We start from the raw sequence: 19,778 nt of genomic DNA, 5'->3' as shown, positions 1-19,778 counted from the left end.
TTCGCGGGCAAGCCTCGCTCCTACGGGGTTTATGTCGATCACAATGTTTGCAATCGACATAATCCTGTAGGAGCGAGGCTTGCCCACGAAGGCATCAGCAGAATCAACTAATTTCTCTCAGCCAGAAACTTCAGCAAAACCTCAGTCACAAACAACGGGTTCTCCAGATTGGAGATATGCCCCGCCTCCGGCACCAGCACACACGGACAACCGATCAACCCGGCCATTTCCTGCGCCTCCGACGGCGGCCGCGGCTTGTCCTGATCGCCACACATCACCAGCGTGGCGTCAGCATTCAACTCGCCCAGACGCGGCAACAGATCATCCCGACCAAACGTAATCCGGCCCATCGGCACGATGCTTTGACGCAAGCGCTCCGGCGGCAGCGCGACCAGCTTCGCGCGAAAATCCTGATACAGCGCCGACTGCGGATCGATGCCCGGACGAAAGAAGATCGGCACGACGATGTCGAGCAATTGCGGCGCAATCACCCCGCTGTCTTCGATCTGTTTGAACAGCGAGAAGTAGTACTGGCGGGTCGGTTCCGGCTCGACACCGACGTAGGTGTCCATCAGCACCAGGCCATTGACTCGCTGCGGCGCCGACAAGGCCAGACGCACGCCCCACATGCCGCCTACCGACAGACCGACCAGCGTGACCCGGTCGATGTCCAGATGATCGAGCAACACCAATGCCTGACGGGCGATGTCATCCAGCGATTGCGTGCCTTCGGGTAGCGGGCCTGATTCACCATGCCCCCACAGGTCCAGGGCGATGACCCGGTATTGCTGCGACAGCGCGGCGATCTGCGGCGCCCACATGGTTTGGTCCCAGAGGTAGCTGCCGGCGAGCAGCACCGTGGGGCCGGTGCCTTGATCGATGTAGTGAAGGGGTTGTCCGTCAATCGTAACGAAGGGCATTGACTGGTTCCTTTGTGAAATGGGATTCAGCAAAAAAAGCAGGAGGAAGACTGAGTGGGTCCGAAGCGACAGTCAACGCGCAAATCTGCGCAAATTTCACCGACGCCATCGCGAGCAAGCCCGTTCCCACATTCGAACTGTGTTCGCAGGCCAAATGTGAGAGCGGGCTTGCTCGCGATGGGGCCCTCACAGACGCTGGAGAATCAAAGCCCCTCCAACTCCGCCATCAAGTCATTCAACCGGTCCACCTTCTCCTCGGTGATGTCACTCGCGGCCAACCCGTCGATGTACTCCGCCAGTTCCTCCACCGTGCTGCACTCGAACATCGCCCGCAGGGGTACATCCCGTTGCAGCGATTTCTGCACCCGCGAGGCAATCTGCGTCGCCAGCAGCGAATGCCCGCCCAGCTCGAAGAAGTTGTCGCGCACACCGACCTTCTCGACCTTCAACACCTCGGCCCAGATGTCCGCCAACGTCTGCTCCAGCTCATTGCGTGGCGCCTGGTAATCCTGGCTCTGCAACTGGCCGATCTCCAGCGTCGGCAACGCCTTGCGATCCAGTTTGCCGTTGGCGTTGAGCGGCATCCGCTCCAGCCACAACCAGTGCAGCGGCACCATGTATTCCGGCAGTTCAGCGCGCAGGCGTTGCTTGATGCGCTCCAGGCGTTCGGTCGGGCTCAGTGCCGAATCCGTTGCGACCAGATAGCCCACCAAGTGTTTGCCGTTCACGCCGTCCTGCACACCGACCGCCGCTTCGCGCACCTCCGGTTGCTCGTGCAGACGCGCTTCGATTTCACCCAGTTCGATGCGGTAACCACGAATCTTCACTTGATAGTCGATGCGACCGACGTATTCCAGCACGCCGTCACTGCGCCGACGGGCCAGGTCGCCAGTGCGATACAGACGGTCCCCGGGCTCGCCAAACGGGTTCGGCACAAACACCTGCGCCGTGCGCAGCGGATCGCTGACATAACCGCGCCCGACACCGGTGCCGGCCACGCACAACTCGCCCACCGCACCCAACGGCACCAGGTCCAGCGCGCCATCGAGCAGGTACAAACGGTTGTTGTCGGTCGGCGTGCCAATCGGCAAGTAACTGCCGCGAGTCGATGCCTTGTCGACACGGAAAAACGCCACGTCGTCCGAGCACTCCGCCGGCCCGTAAGCATTCACCAGCCCGATATCCGGGTAGCGCAGCAACCATTGGTGCGCGAGTTCCGGCGGCATCGCTTCACCCGTCGGCAGCATCCAGCGCAGGCCCTCGAGGCTCATGCGTTCCTGGGCGAGCATGCCCTGAATCAGCGAAGGCACGCTTTCCAGCACGGTGATGCCCTGGGCCGAGACATGCGCCAGCAAACCCTGTGGATCGTGGGCGATGGTGTTCGGCACGATGTCCACCCGCGCACCAAATAACGGTGCAGCGAGAAACTGCCAGACCGAAATATCGAAGCTTTGCGAAGCGGTCTGGGCGATCACATCGGCGTCGCTGAGGTTCAGGTACGGGACCTTGCTCAACTGGTTATTGAGCATGCCGCGCTGTTCGACCATCACACCTTTGGGCAGCCCCGTCGAACCCGAGGTGTAGATCACGTAGGCGAGGTTGTCCGGGCCGCTGTAGATGCCCGGATTGGCCACCGACACATGGCTCGCCTGCACCTCTTCCCACACCAGCAACCGCGGCCGATTGGCGCAACCGAATTCCTCCAGCAGCGCCACAGCCTGTTCGCGACAGGCCTGCGTGCACACCAGCAACGGCGTACGGCTCAGGTCGATGATCCGGCTCAGACGCTGACTCGGCAGCCCCGGGTCCAGCGGTAGGTAACCGGCGCCAGCCTTGAAGCTGCCGATGATCATCCCGAGCAGGTCGAGGTTACGTTCAGCCAGCAACGCCACCGGTTGATCCAGCCCGACACCCGCCGCAATCAACCCATGGCCGAGGCGGTTGCTGCGCTGGTTCAGCTCAACGTAACTGTATTGCTGATCGAGGCAACTGGCGGCGATCCGTTGTGGATGCAACGCGACCTGCGCTTCGAACAACGCAACGTAGCTTTGCTCCAGCGGGTAATCGTGTTCGCTCTGGTTGCAGCCATTAATCAGGAAGTCCTGCTCCTCGCCACCGAGCAACGGCAAATCAGCCATGTCGCCGTGGAAACCTTCGACCAGCGCCAACAACAAGCGCTTGAACTCACCGAGCATGCGCTCGACGGTCGATTCGTCGAAATAACGCTGGTCGTAAGACAGGTGCAAGCCCAGGTCATCGCCCGGATAGCACACCGCCGTCAGCGGGAAGTTGGTGTGGGTACGGCCCGAATCCGAGGTCGCGTTGAGGCTCTGCGCACGGTCCAGCACCGAGACTTCCACCGGCGCGTTTTCAAACACGAACAGGCTGTCGAACAGCGGCTGGCCTTTCGGCAATTCGCTGTTTTCCTGAATGCTCACCAGCGGCAGGTATTCGTACTCGCGCAATTGCATGTTGCTGTCGAGCAAGTCACTCAGCCACTGACGAACACTGCAACGCTGATCGTCCTCGGGCATTTTCACCCGCAGCGCGATGCTGTTGATGAACAGCCCGACAGTGCGTTGCATGTCCGGCATCTCCACCGGACGCCCGGCCACCGTGACGCCGAACAGCACGTCGCGATCACCGCTCAGACGCCGCAGCACCAGGGCCCACGCCGCTTGCGCGAAAGTGTTGATGGTCAACTGATGGGCCTGCGCCAGTTCACGCAACCGCGCGCCGTCGCGGGCATCGAGACGGGTGTAGCGGTCGCCGACGATCATGCCGCCGCTGTCGCCCGCATGTTCGCGCAGGAACGGTCGGTCGCTCGGAATCGGCGTGGTGCGTTCGAAGCCCTGCAGGTTGGTTTTCCACCACTGCCGCGCTTCGTCCAGGCTCTGGCGTTGCAGCCAACCGATGTAGTCGCGATAGCGCGGCGGCACGGTCAATCGGGCCTCGCGACCGTCGCCCAGCGCGGTATAAATCTCAAAGAAATCCGCCATCAACAGCGACCGGCACCAGGCATCGATGAGGATGTGGTGGTTGCTCATCATGAACCAGTAGCGCGCTTCGCCCACCTTGATCAAACGCAGGTGGAACGGTGCCAGGTTGAGCAGATCGAACCCGGCTTCGCGCTCGCTTTTCAGCAATGCTTGCAGTGTCGGTTCTTGCTCGGGCTCGGCGAGGTCGGTCCAGTCGAAGTACTCGATAGGCGTGCTGCCCGGCTTGTGGATAACTTGCAGCATGTCTTCGCCGATGTTCCAGCAGAACGACGCACGCAAGGCTTCATGACGGGCGATCACCGCTTGCCAGGCCTCGGCGAAACGCTGCGGATCGAGTTCGCTGTTGATGCGATAACGATCCTGCATGTAGTAGAGGCCGGTGCCCGGTTCCAGCAAGGTGTGCAGCAACATGCCTTCCTGCATCGGCGTCAGCGGGTAGACGTCTTCGATGGCGGTGGCCGGAATCGGTAGTGCGTCGAGTTGCGGCTGGGTCAGCTTCGCCAGCGGGAAGTCCGACGGCGTCAGGCCGCCTGCCTCGTCACGCAGGCAATGCTCGATCAGGCTCTGCAATTCGCCGAGGTAGGCGTCCGCCAGTTCGCTGATGGTTTGCGCGTCGTGGCGTTCGGCGCTGAAGGTCCAGCGCAGCACCAGTTCGCCACCGTAGACCTGACTGTCAACGCTCAGCTCGTTGGGCAGCGGCGCACGCGGATCGTGGGCGGCGCCGACGGCTTCATCCCGCGGACGGAACAACGCGTCCGCGCCGAAGCTCTGGTCGAACTGGCCGAGGTAGTTGAAGGTGATCGGTGCCACCGGCAACGCGGCCATGACTTCACGGCACGGCTCATCGGCGAGGTAACGCAGCACGCCATAACCCAGGCCCTTGTGCGGCACGCCACGCAGTTGCTCCTTGATCGCCTTGATCGACGGGCCCTGCCCCGCGGCCTCTTCGATGTTCAGCGGCGTCAGGCGCAACGGATAAGCGCTGGTGAACCAGCCAACGGTGCGGGTCAGGTCGATCTCGTCGAACAGCGTCTCGCGACCGTGGCCTTCGAGTTGAATCAACGCCGACTCATGACCGCTCCAGCGGCACAGCACGCGGGCCAGTGCCGTCAGCAACAGATCGTTGACTTGGGTGCGATAGGCGCTCGGTGCCTGTTGCAACAGTTGCCGGGTGTACTCGGCATCGAGGCGCACGCTGACGGTTTCGGCGTGACGATTCTGCCGGCCGCCCTCGGGCCGCTCGCATGGCAATCCGGCGCTCGGCCCGGCCAGTTGCGCCTGCCACCAGCTCAGCTCTTCACGCAGGGACTCGCTGCCGGCATACGCCTGCAAGCGTGCGGCCCAGTCCTTGAAGGCGCTGGTTTTCGCCGGCAGTTTGACCGACTGTTCAGCCGCCAGTTGGCGATACACCGTTTGCAGATCGTCGAGCAATACGCGCCAGGAAACGCCGTCCACCACCAAGTGATGGATCGCGAAGAACAGCCGTTGCTGGCCTTCGGGACCATCGACCAGCAGCACGCGCATCAAGGGCCCTTGTTCGAGGTCGAGGCTGCGTTGGGCATCGGCGAACAGTTCCGCGCACTTATCCATCGCCGACACCCGCACCTGCCACAGCACCGGCGCGCCCCCTACCTTGTGGTGAGCCGCCGTCCATTCATCCGCCGTTTCAGTGAAACGCAGGCGCAAGGCGTCGTGCTGTTCGATCACCGCCAGCAGCGCTTGCTCCAGACGATGAGGCTCCAGCGCAACGGTCGGCTCCAGCAACAACGCCTGGTTCCAGTGCTGACGCTCGGGCATGTCGGTGTCGAAAAACCAGTGCTGGATCGGCGTCAGACGCGATTCGCCGGTGAGCAAGCCTTGCTCGGCCTTGACCTGTTCAGTGCGACTGGCCACAGCGGCGAGTGCCTGTACGGTCTGGTGCTGGAACAGGTCACGCGGGCTGAAGTGAATGCCCTGCTGCCGCGCACGGCTGACCACCTGGATCGACAGGATGGAGTCGCCGCCCAGTTCGAAGAAGTTATCGTTGAGCCCGACCTGCGCAACGTTCAACACTTCACACCAGATCTGCGCCAGCGTCATTTCCAGCTCGTTGCTCGGGGCCACATAGTCCTGACGATTCAGCTCAGGGTCCGGTGCCGGTAACGCACGACGGTCGAGTTTGCCGTTGGCCGTCAGCGGCATGCTGGCCAGCAGGATCAGGTGCGTGGGCACCATGTAATCCGGCAGTTGCGATTTCAGGTAAGCCTTGAGGGCTTCGCGCAACTCGGTTTGTTGGGCTTCGTCCTGCTCAGCGACCTCGGTCACCAGATAGCCAACCAACTGTTTGCCGCTCGGTGCGTCCAGTGCCAAAACCACAGCTTCACGGATCGATTCATGTTCCAGAAGACGGGTTTCGATCTCGCCCAGCTCGATGCGAAAACCGCGAATTTTCACTTGATGGTCGATGCGCCCGAGGTATTCCACCAAACCGTCGGCGCGCTGACGCACCAGGTCGCCGGTGCGATAAATCCGCCCGCCATCCGCTGCAAACGGGTTGGCCACGAATCGCTCCGCCGTGATGCCCGGACGGTCGTGATAACCCTGCGCCAGACCGGCACCGCCGACGTACAGCTCACCGGTTGCGCCTTGCGGCACCAACGCCAGTTCGGCATCGAGGATGTACGCCACACGAGCGCCAATGACGCTGCCAATCGGCACACTGCCCAGCCCCTCTTCAAGCTGCTGCGGTGCAAGACTGGCCAACGGCATGACCACCGTTTCCGTAGGACCGTAGGCGTTGAAGAACAGGCTCGGTTTGAACGCCGCACGAATGCGCTGCAAGTGCTCGCCGGTCAGGGCTTCGCCGCCGGTGATGCACATGCGCACCGGCAAGGTTTCGCCCTGAGTCGCCAGCCACTGCGCCAGTTGGCTGCCATAGCTTGGGGTGAAGCCAAGGATGTTGATGTGGTGGCGACGGATCATTCCGCAGATTTCTTCCGCGTCCCACTGCCCTTGAGCACGCAAGACCACTTGCGCACCGCTCAACAACGGCACCAGCAAACGCTCGGTCGCGGCGTCGAAGTTGATCGAATAGAAATGCAGCTCGCAGTCGTCCGGGCGCATGCCAAAGCGCTCGATCACTGCTTGGCAGTGCATGGCGATTTCACCGTGGGACACCACCACGCCTTTCGGCTTGCCGGTGGAGCCCGAGGTGTAAATCAGGTACGCCTGGTGTTGCGGCAGGCTGATGAACGGCAACTCAGTGGCCGGGTAATCAGCCAGTTCCGCAGCGTCGTCCTCCAGGCACCAACGGGCGACGGTGGCTGGCAGATCACCGAGGGCCTTGAACATCGCCGCATCGCTGAGCAGCAAACCGACGCCGCTGTCTTCGATCATGTAATGCAGGCGATCGAGCGGGTATTCCGGATCGAGCGGCACATAAGCACCACCGGCCTTGAGAATCGCCAGCAGGCCGATGACCATTTCCAGCGACCGCTCAAGCGCCAGACCGACGCGAACCTGCGGCCCGACACCCCGCTCGCGGAGCATCCAGGCCAGACGATTGGCGCGGCTGTCGAGTTCGGCGTAACTCAGGGTTTCACCGGCGAACGTCAGCGCCGGCGCATCCTTGCGCGCCAGGGCCTGCTCGCTGAACAGGTGATGGATGCACTGGTCCAGTCGATGTTCGCCCGGCTCGACGCCGAGGCTGTCGAGCAGGTTTTGCTGCTCGGCAGTTTCCAGCAACGGGAGCTCGCTCAAGCGCTGTTGCGGATCGGCCAGCAACGCCTCCAGCAGATTGCGCCAGTGCCCGGCCATGCGTGCAATGCGCGGTTCGTCGAACAGATCGGTGCTGTAAGTCAGGCAGCAACCGAGCCGATGGTCGAGGTCGGTGACTTCCAGATTGAGATCGAACTTGGTCGCGCGCGCATCGTTGGCCAGGTACTCGACAGTCATGCCGGCGAGCGTGCGGCTTTGCTGGAACTCCCAGCGCTGCACGTTGCACATCACCTGGAACAGCGGGTTGTACGCAGCGCTGCGCGGTGGTTGCAAAGCCTCCACCAGATGATCGAATGGCAGGTCCTGATGGGACTGTCCTTCGATCACGGTGTGACGCACCTGCTCGAACAACTCACCGACCGACATCTGCCCATCGAGCTGGCAACGCAGCACCTGAGTGTTGAGGAACGCACCGATCAACCCTTCGCTTTCCGGGCGAATACGGTTGGCCACCGGCGCGCCGATGCGCAGGTCGGTCTGGCCGCTGTAGCGATAAAGCAGCACAGCGAGCGCGGCGGTCATGGTCATGAACAGAGTCAGACCGTTTTGCGCATTGAAGGCGCGAACCCGTGCGGCGAGGTCGTCGCTCAGGTCGAAACGGAACAGCTCGCCTTGATGGCTTTGCACCGCAGGACGCGGACGATCGGCAGGCAATTCCAGCAGCGGATGTTCGCGACCCAGTTGCGCGGTCCAGTAGTCGAGCTGACGCTGACGCTCGCCGGATTCCAGCCACTGACGCTGCCAGACGCTGTAATCCAGATAGTGCACCGGCAGCGGCGCCAGCGGCGATTCGCGGTCATCGACGAACGCCTCGTAGAGCGCGCTGAGCTCCCGGGCGAAAATGTCCATCGCCCAGCCTTCGGTGACGATGTGGTGCAGGGTCAGCACCAGGTAATGCTCCTGCTCGGCGGTCTTGACCAGGCAGGCGCGCAGCAAGGGTCCGGTTTCCAGATCGAAGGGCTTGTGCGCTTCGCTGTCGGCCAGTGCCTGCACCCGCTGTTCGCGCAGGTCAGCCTCCAGCGCCGAGAAATCCTTCCAGTCCATGCGCATCCCGGTTTCCGGGTGCACTCGCTGCTGCGCCACGCCATCAACGCTCGGGAATGTGGTGCGCAAGGTTTCGTGACGCATGATCAGCGCTTGCAACGCCGTCTCGAAGCGTCCGACATCCAGCACCCCACGCAACCGCGCCATGCCGCCGACGTTGTAGGCCGGGCTGTCCGGCTCCATCTGCCACAGGAACCACATGCGCTGCTGGGAATAGGACAGCGGCACCGGTTGGCTGCGGTCGACGTTCTCGATCGGCGGTTGTTTGTTGGTATTGCCGCTGGCCTGAATCCGTTGCACCTGCTCGGCAAATGCACCCAGTTCGCTGTTTTCGAACAAGGCTCGCAGCGGCAACTCGACGTCGCAAGCCTGCCGAGTGCGAGAGATGATTTGCGTGGCCAGCAGCGAGTGTCCGCCGAGGGCGAAGAAGTCGTCGCGCAGACCGAGCTGCTTCAAGCCCAGCACTTCACGCCAGATCGCGGCGATTTGCTGTTCAAGTTCAGTGACCGGCTCAACGTGTTCGCGCACTTGCCACTGCGGTTCCGGCAAGGCGCGGCGGTCGAGTTTTCCGCTGGGGCTGAGGGGCATTTCGTCCAGGCGCATCAGTTGCGCCGGGACCATGTATTCCGGCAGCTCGGCCGTCAGTGCGGCTTTCAGGCGTGCGGTTTGTGCGTCTTCGGTTTCGTTGTTTTCAGTGGCGGTGTAGTAACCGATCAATTGCCCGCCAGCGGCGGTTTCGCGCACCAGCACCACGGCTTGCGCGACACCGTCCTGCGCCAGCAGGCGCGCTTCGATTTCTTCCGGTTCGACGCGAAAGCCGCGCAGCTTGACCTGCTGATCGAGACGGCCGAGGTATTCGATCACGCCGTCGGCAGTCCAGCGTGCACGGTCGCCCGTGCGGTACAAACGTGCGCCTTGCTCGCTCAATGGATCGACCACAAAGCGTTCGGCGGTCAGGCCCGGACGCCCCAGATAACCTCGGGCCAGACCGATACCGCTGATGCACAGTTCACCGGGCACGCCGACCGGGACCGGGTTGAGCTCGCTGTCGAGCACCCGGCAGATAACGTTGCCCAACGGGCGGCCAATCGGTGAGCGCTCGCCATCGGCCCTGCGGCAATGCCAATGAGTGACGTTGATCGCGGTTTCGGTCGGGCCATAGCGGTTGTGCAGTTGCACGGCCGGCAGTTGCTCCAGCACGCGGTTGCGCAACTCGGCAGGCAAGGCTTCGCCGCCGGAAAATACGCGGCGCAGGCTGGTGCACTCGGCGGTGAGCGGTTCGTCGATGAACAACGAAAGCAGTGGCGGCACAAAGTGCAGCGTGGTCACGCCGAATTGCTGAACAAGTTGCGCGATGCGGTGCGGATCGCGGTGCTCGCCAGGCCCGGCAATCAGCAAACGCGCCCCTGTGATCAGCGGCCAGAAGCATTCCCACACCGACACGTCGAAACTGATCGGCGCCTTTTGCATCAGCACGTCGGTGTCGTTCAGGCGATAGGTGTTCTGCATCCATTGCAGGCGTTCGGCGAGGGCTGCGTGGGTGTTGCCGACGCCCTTCGGCTGGCCGGTGGAACCGGAGGTGTAAATCACGTAAGCGAGGTTGTCGCCGTGCAGATGCAGACCCGGCGCCTGGCTCGGCCAGTTCTCCAGGTGCAGCGCATCCATCGCGATCACACTGACGCCGTGGGTGGCCGGCAGTCGGTCGAGCAATCGGGTTTGGGTCAGCAACAATTCCACGCCGCTGTCGCTGAGCATGTAGGCCAGGCGCTCGGCCGGGTAATCCGGGTCCAGCGGCACGTAGGCGCCACCGGCCTTGATGATTGCCAGCAGACCGATCAGCAACTGTGGCGAACGCTCGGCTGCGATGGCCACGCACACATCCGGGCCGACGCCTTTGTCGCGCAGGTAATGGGCGAGACGATTGGCCTGGGCGTGCAATTCGGCGAAGTCCAGGCTGCCGCCGTCCCACAGCAGCGCGGTGCGTTCAGGCGTCAGGCGGGCCTGATCGTTGAGCCGTTCCGGCAGCCATTGGCTGGCTGGCGTGCAGGGTGCGGCGCTCCAGTTTTCCTGCTGATCGTGCTCATTCGGCGCCAACAGTTGCAGGTCGCCGACGGCCGTATTCGGCTGCTCGCAGATGGCGCGCAGCAGATGGCTGAAATGCTCGGCCAGTCGCTCGATGGTGGTGGCGTCGAACAGTTCGCTGGCGTAGTCGAAGGACAGGCTCAGGCGACCGTTACGGTCTTCTTCGCTGTGCAGTTGCAAGTCGAACTTGGCTTCGCGGCTGTGCCACGGCAGTTCTTCAGCGAGCAGGCCAGGCAAGCGACGCAGTGCGCTCAGGTCCCGTTGTTGATGGTTGAACATGACCTGGAACAAACCCTGTTCACGGGCTTGCGGGAAGACTTCCAGCAGTTGTTCGAACGGCAGGTCCTGATGCGCCTGTGCGCCCAACGCGTTTTGACGGGTTTGCGCCAGCAACTCAACAAACGGCAACCGCGAATCCACCTCGGCCCGCAGCACCTGGGTGTTGATGAAGAAGCCGATCAGGCCCTGGGTTTCCAGGCGCGGACGGTTGGCGTTCGGCACGCCGATGCGAATGTCGCGTTGGCCGCTGTAGCGATGCAACAGACTCTGGAACGCTGCGAGCAGCAGCATGAAGGTCGTGGCGTCGTGGGCCTGGGCAGTCTGGCGAATCGCCTCGCTGAGGTGTGCAGCCAAACGCACGGTGTGACGCGCGGCGCTGTGACAGTGTTGCGCCGAACGCGGGTGATCGGTGGCCAGGCTCAGGGTCGGATGCTCGTCGCCCAACTGCGCTTTCCAGTAGGCCAGTTGCCGCTCGCCCTCGCCTTGCGCCAGCCATTGACGCTGCCAGCTGCCGTAGTCGGCGTATTGAGTCGGCAGTGGCGCGAGTGTTGCCGTTTGCCCTTGGGACGCAGCGGCGTACAGGCGCGAGAACTCGTCGATCAGCACGTTCAGCGACCAGCCATCGGCGATGATGTGGTGCAGCGTCACCAGCAGTTGGTGATCCTCATCATCGAGGCGCACCAGGGTCACCCACAGCAGCGGGCCTTTTTCCAGATCGAACTGGGTGTGCGCTTCGTCCTCGCGGATTTGTTGCGCGCGGGCTTCACGCTCGGCGACGGGCAAATCGCTGATGTCGATAAATTGCAGGTTGAATTCGCCGGCGGCGTCGACCTGTTGCAGCGCTACACCGTCACGCTCGAAAAAACGTGTGCGCAGGGATTCGTGGCGTTCGATCAGTTGCTGGAAGCAGGCGCGCAAGGCGTCTTCGTCCAGCTCGCCACGCAGGCGCAAGGCGCCAGGAATGTTGTAGGCGCTGCTTTGCGGCTCGAGCTGCCAAGTGATCCACAGACGGTTTTGCGCCAAGGATTGCGGCAGCGCTTCGTTGCGCGACAGCGCGCTGATCGCACCTTGGGCCAGGCCGCCGTCCTGTTGTTGCTGCGCGACCGCGGCGGTAAATGCGCCGAGGGTCGGGGCTTCGAACAGCAGGCGCAGGTTCAGCTCCAGACCGAGCTCTTCGCGCAGGCGCGCAACCACTTGAGTGGCAGCGATGGAGTTACCGCCGAGCAGGAAGAAGTGGTCATCGGCATTGACCTGTTTGACCTGCAATTGCTCGGACCATATCTGGCCGATCAGGGTTTGCAGTTCGGAACCCGATTCGGTTTTCGCCTCGTTTTCAGTGGTCGCCGACGGGAACACTGCGTAGCTGTCGAGGCTGCCATCCGCCAGGCGATTGCGGCACGCCGAACGTTGCAGTTTGCCGCTGGAGGTCTTGGGCAATGCGCCCGGATTGAGCAACACCACCACGCTCGGCGCTTCCTGATACGCCTCGGCCACGGCTTGGCGAATGGCCTTGATCAGCGCCTCGGGCGGCAGGATTTTCTGCACGCTACGGCTGATTTCCGCGGCGATGCCGATGCCTTCCTGACCGTCGATGTTCACCGCGAAGGCCGCGACGCGACCTTTGCGCACCACTTCCACTTCACGCTCGATGGTCTGTTCGATGTCTTGCGGGTACAGGTTGTGGCCGCGAACGATCAGCATGTCTTTCAGGCGCCCGGTGATGAACAGTTCACCGTCGCGCTTGAAACCCAGGTCACCGGTGCGCAGCCAGGTTTTTCCGGCGTGCTGGACGAAGGTCTTGGCACTGGCCTCGGGGTTGCGCCAATAGCCGTGGGCGATGCTCGGCCCGGCGGCCCAGACTTCGCCGATCGCGTTGTCGGCCATTTCGTTGAGCGCCAATGGATCGACAATCAGCACCGCGTGATTGGGCTGACTGATGCCACAACTCATGATCGCGCTGCCCTCGCCCGCTTCGGCACGGTTTTGTGCCAGCGCCTGATCGTCCACCCGCAGATTGCCGATGCCTTCACCACGCGGTGTGCCTGCGACGAACAACGTGGCTTCCGCCAAGCCGTAGGACGCCATGAAACTGTCCGGGGTGAAACCGCAGCTCGCGAACTTCTCGGCGAAACGTTCCAGAGTGTCGAGTCGAATCGGTTCGGAACCGGAATACGCCACGCGCCAGCCGCTCAGGTCGAGGCGCTCCAGCGCTGATTCGCTGACCCGTTCGCTGCACAGTCGATAGGCAAAATCCGGCCCGCCGCTGATGGTGCCGCCGTATTCGCTGATCGCTTCCAGCCAGCGCAGCGGCCGGCCGAGGAAGTACGCCGGCGACATCAACACGCACGGCACGCCGCTGAAAATCGGTTGCAACAGACCGCCGATCAAACCCATGTCGTGGTACAGCGGCAGCCAACTGACGATCACGTCATCCGGGTTCAGGTCGATGCCGAAACCGTGGCGAATCAGCAGTTCATTGGCCACCAGATTGCCGTGGCTGACTTGCACACCTTTAGGCAGCGCCGTGGAGCCGGAAGTGTATTGCAGGAACGCGATGTGATCGCCTTCAAGGTTCGGCTCGCCCCAACGCTCCGACAGCGCGGTATCAAGGGTGTCGACACACAGCAGCGGCGGCGCGCCTTCGATTTGCAGCAAGGCGTCGCGCAGGCCGGCGCTGGTCAATAGCAGACGCGGTTCGGCGTCGCTGATGATCGACAGCAGGCGCTCCTGATGATGACGCTTGGCCGACTCCGGCGGATAAGCCGGCACCGCAATCACGCCCGCATACAAACAACCAAAAAACGCCGCGACGTAGTCCGGACCGCTTGGAAACAACAGCACCGCACGATCACCGAAATCCGCCTGGGCCTGCAACGCACCGGCAATGGTGCGCGCCCGTTGATCCAGCTCGCGATAACTGAGCACCACTGCCTGATCCGGTGTTTCGGCGAGAAAACGCAAGGCCACCCGGTCCGGCGTCAGGGCCGCGCGGCGCTGAAGGGCTTGGACCAGTGTGCCAGGTATTTTGAACGCGTCGGTCATGAGGTTTCCTGCCTGAATTCGGCTTGTAAATGGAATCGGTTTTCTGACGTCACGCCCCTTCGGGGGGCATGCAGGACGCGGTCTTCGCCGACCGCGCAAGGCATTGGGAATGCTGTTTTGGCCGGGGCTGGCGCCCGGAGCCATTCACCAATGAGAACGGATGGCGTCTTGAAATAATTAGTCGGCAGGCGTGATCGTCAACGGGGGCGCGGCTGCCGCAAGCGGGCGCGACAGCGTGTCGCAGTTCTCACTGCGCACCTTTGAAGAGCATTACTTCTCTTTCTCAATTGACAATCATTATCATTCAGAATAATTTGTCGCTCGATGTGTAGGACGGCTCCGATTCTTCCAGTCGTCCCACGACCCTATTTGCAGCAAGGTGATTTCCATGACGGAACAAGTATCCACAAGCAGGTGCGATTCACCGCTACTTCAGGCATTCGTCGACAATCGACTGATTCTGGTCAAGATTGCTGCCCGTATCACCGGCTGCCGGTCACGTGCCGAAGATGTGGTTCAGGATGCGTTCTTCCGCCTGCAATCGGCGCCGCAGATCACATCCTCGATCAAGGCTCAGCTCAGTTACCTGTTCCAGATCGTGCGCAACCTGGCGATCGATCACTACCGCAAGCAGGCGCTGGAACAAAAGTATTCGGGGCCTGAAGAGGAAGGGTTGAATGTGGTGATTCAAGGCGCTTCGCCGGAAACCTCGCACATCAATTTCTCGACCCTGGAAAACATCGCCGACGCGTTGACGGAGCTGCCGAGCCGCACCCGCTACGCCTTCGAGATGTACCGCCTGCACGGTGTGCCGCAAAAGGACATCGCCAAGGAGCTGGGCGTTTCGCCAACCCTGGTGAACTTCATGATTCGTGATGCGTTGGTGCATTGCCGCAAGGTGTCGGGCAGTCGCGCGGATACCTTCGCCCGTCGGTAAGAGCCGACATTTGCATCGCCCCCATCGCGGGCAAGCCCGCTCCCACAGGTTCAGCGCTAACCCTGTGGGAGCGGGCTTGCCCGCGATGACGGACTCAAGAACGGTGCAGGTCTTGAGCCTTGTCAATCAAGCCAACACACACCGCTCAAAAAACCGCTCCCGCCCCAACACCATCAACGCAGCACGCTTGTGCGGGAAGTCGAACTCTTTCTCGCAATGAAAACGCTGCCCCTGCATATACGCGATCATCTTCGCGTTATCGGCGCGCGGTTCGGCGACCACCCGCTGGGTGCGTGGATCGTCGAGAAACAGGTAATGCGTCAACGCCGATAACCAGCTCGCCACCTTGTGCGGACCGCGATGATTTTCTTCGCCGACCAGCATGTGAATGCCACGGTCGTAATCGCTCGCCTCGTAGAACGGCGCGATGCGGTCTTCCTTGGCCCAGTAGGCTTCGAAATAGGCAAACGGCTGATCATCGAAACAGCCGATCAGCGTCACAGTGTGTGGATCGGCTTCGAGTTTGCCCAGGTACTCGCGATGCTGTTCGAGGCTGCCCTCTTCCTGCCAGAAACTCGCCACCCGCGCACTGTTCTGCCAGCGGTTGAATCGCTCAAGGTCGAGACCGATGTCCACCGTCCGCAGGGAAATCCACGCGCCCAGTCGCGCATCAAAACGCCGATAGACCTCACCGCGAGGCTTCACTGGTCGCAACGGATGACGCTTGCCGCCGCTGATCACCATCTGTTGTGGATAGCTGCCGGTCATCGACGCCCCCACCCAGGGCTGCGGCAACTGCCAGAACAACGCGCGCTCGCAGCGATACTGGCCAGCAGTTTCGCTCGCGATCAGTAATCCACTGAGCAAGGCTTCAACGGGAGCTTCATCGAGGTGCCACGCCAGGTGCTGACACGCAGGGTCACGGGCAAACAACCAATAACAGGCAGCCCACAACGCCTGAGTATCGGGGCGTGCCTCGACCTGCACCTGCAACTCGGGCTCGCGCGCCAGGCGCAGGGTAATCAGGGGTTGCGCGTCCAGGCTCAGTGTCAGCCGGTTTTCGCTTTCTTCAGCGACAAGGCGACGCCCTGTCGGCAAGGCCAGGGCAGTCTGGTCATTCAGATCGGGCATGGGTCGGGCTCACGGTAATCGTCGACAGTTCAACGATGTGACGTCAGCCAGCGCGGAAAATTTAAGCGGCACAGGCAAACACGCAATCTTTGACGCGTGTTCAACTGCCCGGAACCGGAACCACGGCGATCTTGTACGGATCGAAAATCTTCAGCATCTGGCCGTTGTTACGCAATCCTTGCAGCAACTTGCCGAATGCCTCGCCGCTGATGGGCGCCGTGGGACGGAGAATGGCGTAGTGGTGATAGACCTGATCGATGCGCTCGGACACCAGCAACTGATCAGCAACCTTCTCGTTGCGCAGCAGGTAATCGCTCAGGTAGGAGCGCGTCACCAGGGCAATGTCGGCGCGCCCGCGCAGCACCATCAGCAGGTTGCTGTCATGGGAATAGGTCAGTGTGGCGTTGTAGTTTTGCGCGAGGACTTTCGGGTCGGCATTGAAATTGGCGAATTCGTAGTGATAACCGCTGAACAGCGCCAGTCGCTTGCCGGTGAGGTCGGAAAAGTAGTTCTGCTGACGATTCGGGATTCGTTGCGCGACAAAGATTTCCGCGTCCTCCAGCCCCATGTCGACGCTGACGTGAGGGACGTCCTTCCAGCCCCAGCCCGGGTTCTCGAAAATCGCCATGTCCACCCGGCCCTGCTTGAAGTCACCGAAGCGTCGCGGAATGGAAGTCGGCACCAGCTCGAACTGATAGTCGCTTTGTAACGCATTGAGCGCTTCGACCAACTGCGGCAACAGACCGGTGTCGGCCCCGGATTCCGGGCGCACGGTATAAGGCGGGAAATGTGCGGCACCGACCCGCACCAGCTGTGCAGCGGGGGACTGCAATACCCAAAACGCCGCAAGCGCCGCCAGCAAAAGCCGCGAGGCCGTCCGAATTGGCGAAGACATCAAAACTTCCCACTCCCCAAAAAAATACGCATCAATCAATTCAAGCTAGGCGGTTTCCGCCACTTAGCCAGTTTATTGCCGCCCTGTGCGAAATTATTGTTTTTCTTCCAATACCAGAATCAACGCCTCATCGGCCAATTGATCGAGGTTCATGCTGCCATCCGCGCGATACCACGTCGTGGTCCAGGACAGCGCACCGGTCAGAAAACGGCGGGTGATGAACACGTCCCCACGAATGAATCCCGCGTCCTTGGCCTCTCCCAGCACCTGCAGCCAGAGGTCCTCATAGATGTCGCGCAGTGCCAGGACCTTCGCCTGGCCGTCTTCGGACAGCGAACGCCATTCATACACCAGCACCGCCATGGCCTCGCCGCTGCCGCCCATGATCGACTGCAATTCGCAGCGAATCAGCGCCAGCACCCGCTCGCGCACGTTATCGGCTTCAGCGATCGCGGCACGCATCAACGCGGTGTTGTAGCGAATGGTTTCCTCCATCACCGCCCGCAGGATCTCGTCCTTGCTTTTGAAGTGATGAAAAATACTCCCCGACTGAATGCCCACGGCACCGGCCAGATCGCGCACTGTGGTGCGTTCAAAACCTTTATTGCGGAACAGGTGGGCCGCGACTTGCAGCAGTTTGCCGCGGGCGCTGTCCGGGTCGGTCAACTGGCCGCTGTCGACCAGTTCGCGCATGACCCTCAGGGCTTTTTGCTCGTCCACCCGTTCTCTCCTACAGTCGTATTCACCGCTGAAACTGCGGGGTTGCGCGGGCAATTTAAGCTGACAATGGCAACCAAGCAAGCGCTCGGGTCGAAGATATTTCAGCCGTTTACAAACCAAGCGCTTGCTTGGTAGTCTCGTTGTACTTCTGTTGGAGGTGGCTATGGAGAGCGTTGTGCCTGAAACCATTCGCATCGGTTGCGCCAGTGCCTTCTGGGGCGACACCTCGACCGCCGCCGCGCAACTGGTGGAAGGCGGGCGCCTGGACTATCTGGTGTTCGATTATCTGGCCGAGATCACGATGTCGATCATGGCCGGTGCGCGGATGAAAGACCCACAGGCCGGGTACGCCAGTGACTTCATCGAAGTCCTCAGCCCTCTGCTGGCGTCACTTGCCGAACAGAAAATCCGCGTCATCAGCAACGCCGGGGGTGTCAATCCACACGCCTGCGCCGCTGCGCTGCAAGCGGCCTGCGACAAGGCTGGCGTGTCGCTGAAGATCGCGGTGCTGCTGGGTGATGATCTGCAACCGCAGTTCAAACAGCTGAGCAGCCGCGGCCTCCACGAAATGTTCAGCGGCGCACCCTTGCCGCCGATGTGCGTTTCCACCAACGCCTACCTCGGCGCGCCGGGCATTGTCGAAGCCTTGCGCCTGGGCGCGGACATCGTCATTACCGGGCGCGTGGTCGACAGCGCCGTGGTCAGCGCTGCGCTGGTGCATGAATTCGGCTGGTCCTGGCACGACTACGACAAACTCGCTCAGGCCGCCCTTGCCGGGCACATCATCGAATGCGGCGCCCAGTGCACCGGCGGCAACTTCACCGATTGGCGCGACGTGCCCGACTACGAACACATCGGTTTCCCCATCGTCGAAGTCAGCGCCGACAGCCAGTTTATCGTCAGCAAACCCGAAGGCTCCGGTGGCCTCGTTACGCCCCTCACCGTCGGCGAACAAATGCTCTATGAAATCGGCAACCCGCAGGCTTATCTCTTGCCCGACGTGGTTTGCGATTTCTCTCAGGTCAAACTTCAGCAACAAGGCAGGAACGCGGTTCAGGTGCACGGCGCAAAAGGCTTGCCGCCGACCGATCAGTACAAAGTCAGCGCGACATATCCGGACGGTTTCCGCTGTACCGCCAGTTGCCTGATCGCCGGAATCGATGCCGTGGACAAGGCGCGACGAGTCAGCGAAGCGATCATCAACAAGACCTCGGAAATCTTCAGTCAGCGCGGCTGGGCGCCCTACAGCGAAGTGAACATCGAACTCCTTGGCAGCGAGGCGACCTACGGCCCCCATGGCCAGCGACAGGACAGTCGCGAAGTGGTGATCAAACTCGCCGTGCGCCACCCCGGTAAACAGGCCTTGATCGTGTTCTCCCGGGAAATTGCCCAGGCCGCCACCGGCATGGCGCCGGGGCTGACCGGGATCGTCGGCGGCCGGCCGACGGTGTATCCGCTGATCCGGCTGTTTTCGTTCCTCATCGACAAAACGGCCTGCACGCTGGACATTGATATCAACGGTCAGCGTCACCCGTGCCCCCTGCCCGCCCTCGACGCGCTCGCCACCGCGGACCTGCCGGTGCCGTTCGAACCACCGAAACCCACCGGTCGCGCCGATGCCAGCGTGGCGCTGATCAAGCTTGCGGTCGCTCGCTCGGGTGACAAGGGCAATCACAGCAACATCGGCGTCATGGCGCGCGAGCCAGAGTACCTGCCGTGGATTGCCGAAGCCTTGACCCCGGCAGTGGTCGTCGACTGGATGAGCCACGTACTCGACCCGGTTCACGGGCGCGTCGAGCGCTGGTATCTGCCCGCGACCCACAGCCTTAATTTTCTGCTGGAGAACGCCCTGGGCGGGGGCGGCGTGGCCAGCCTGCGGATCGACCCGCAAGGCAAAGCCTTCGCCCAACAACTGCTGGACATCCAGATTCCGGTGCCTCAGCGCATCGCCGACCAGGTCAACTAGAGGACTG

7 protein-coding genes are annotated in these 19,778 nt (G+C 62.0%); 2 read left to right on the top strand and 5 right to left on the bottom strand.

Features of this window, described 5'->3' with window-relative positions:
• Positions 1–107: 107 nt before the first annotated feature.
• Entirely contained in the window at positions 108–920 is an 813-nt protein-coding gene (locus tag PMI01S_RS17080; RefSeq protein WP_084321154.1) for an alpha/beta fold hydrolase, read from the bottom strand.
• A 203-nt stretch (positions 921–1,123) separates the two neighbouring features.
• Entirely contained in the window at positions 1,124–14,122 is a 12,999-nt protein-coding gene (locus PMI01S_RS17075) for a non-ribosomal peptide synthetase (protein ID WP_084321153.1), read from the bottom strand.
• Between the two features lie 388 nt (positions 14,123–14,510).
• On the opposite strand from PMI01S_RS17075, the gene PMI01S_RS17070 reads away from it, so the two are divergent.
• Positions 14,511–15,059, top strand: a complete 549-nt coding sequence (locus tag PMI01S_RS17070) for an RNA polymerase factor sigma-70 (RefSeq protein WP_017339972.1) — start codon at positions 14,511–14,513, stop codon at positions 15,057–15,059.
• A 126-nt stretch (positions 15,060–15,185) separates the two neighbouring features.
• On the opposite strand, the gene PMI01S_RS17065 is transcribed toward PMI01S_RS17070, so the two are convergent.
• From PMI01S_RS17065 to PMI01S_RS17055, 3 genes are all read right to left on the bottom strand, one after another.
• On the bottom strand, positions 15,186–16,190 hold the full coding sequence (locus tag PMI01S_RS17065) for a GNAT family N-acetyltransferase (protein WP_084321152.1): 1,005 nt from the start codon (positions 16,188–16,190) through the stop codon (positions 15,186–15,188).
• A gap of 100 nt (positions 16,191–16,290) precedes the next feature.
• A complete protein-coding gene (locus PMI01S_RS17060) occupies positions 16,291–17,085 on the bottom strand; it encodes a substrate-binding periplasmic protein (RefSeq protein ID WP_174602674.1) in 795 nt (264 codons plus the stop codon).
• A 93-nt stretch (positions 17,086–17,178) separates the two neighbouring features.
• Positions 17,179–17,805: a TetR/AcrR family transcriptional regulator gene (locus tag PMI01S_RS17055; protein ID WP_084321150.1), complete on the bottom strand. Its 627-nt coding sequence runs from the start codon at positions 17,803–17,805 to the stop codon at positions 17,179–17,181.
• Between the two features lie 175 nt (positions 17,806–17,980).
• Here PMI01S_RS17055 and PMI01S_RS17050 point away from each other — a divergent pair, with 175 nt between their 5' ends.
• The gene (locus tag PMI01S_RS17050) at positions 17,981–19,771 is read left to right on the top strand and encodes an acyclic terpene utilization AtuA family protein (RefSeq protein WP_167362935.1); all 1,791 of its coding nucleotides are present in this window, start codon (positions 17,981–17,983) and stop codon (positions 19,769–19,771) included.
• Positions 19,772–19,778 lie beyond the last annotated feature (7 nt).

Origin of the sequence: Pseudomonas migulae NBRC 103157 (assembly GCF_002091715.1) — a bacterium.
Classification (GTDB): Bacteria; Pseudomonadota; Gammaproteobacteria; order Pseudomonadales; family Pseudomonadaceae; genus Aquipseudomonas; species Aquipseudomonas migulae_A.
The sequence above is the reverse complement of the archived record's forward strand: the minus strand, read 5'-3'. Positions and strand labels throughout refer to the sequence as shown.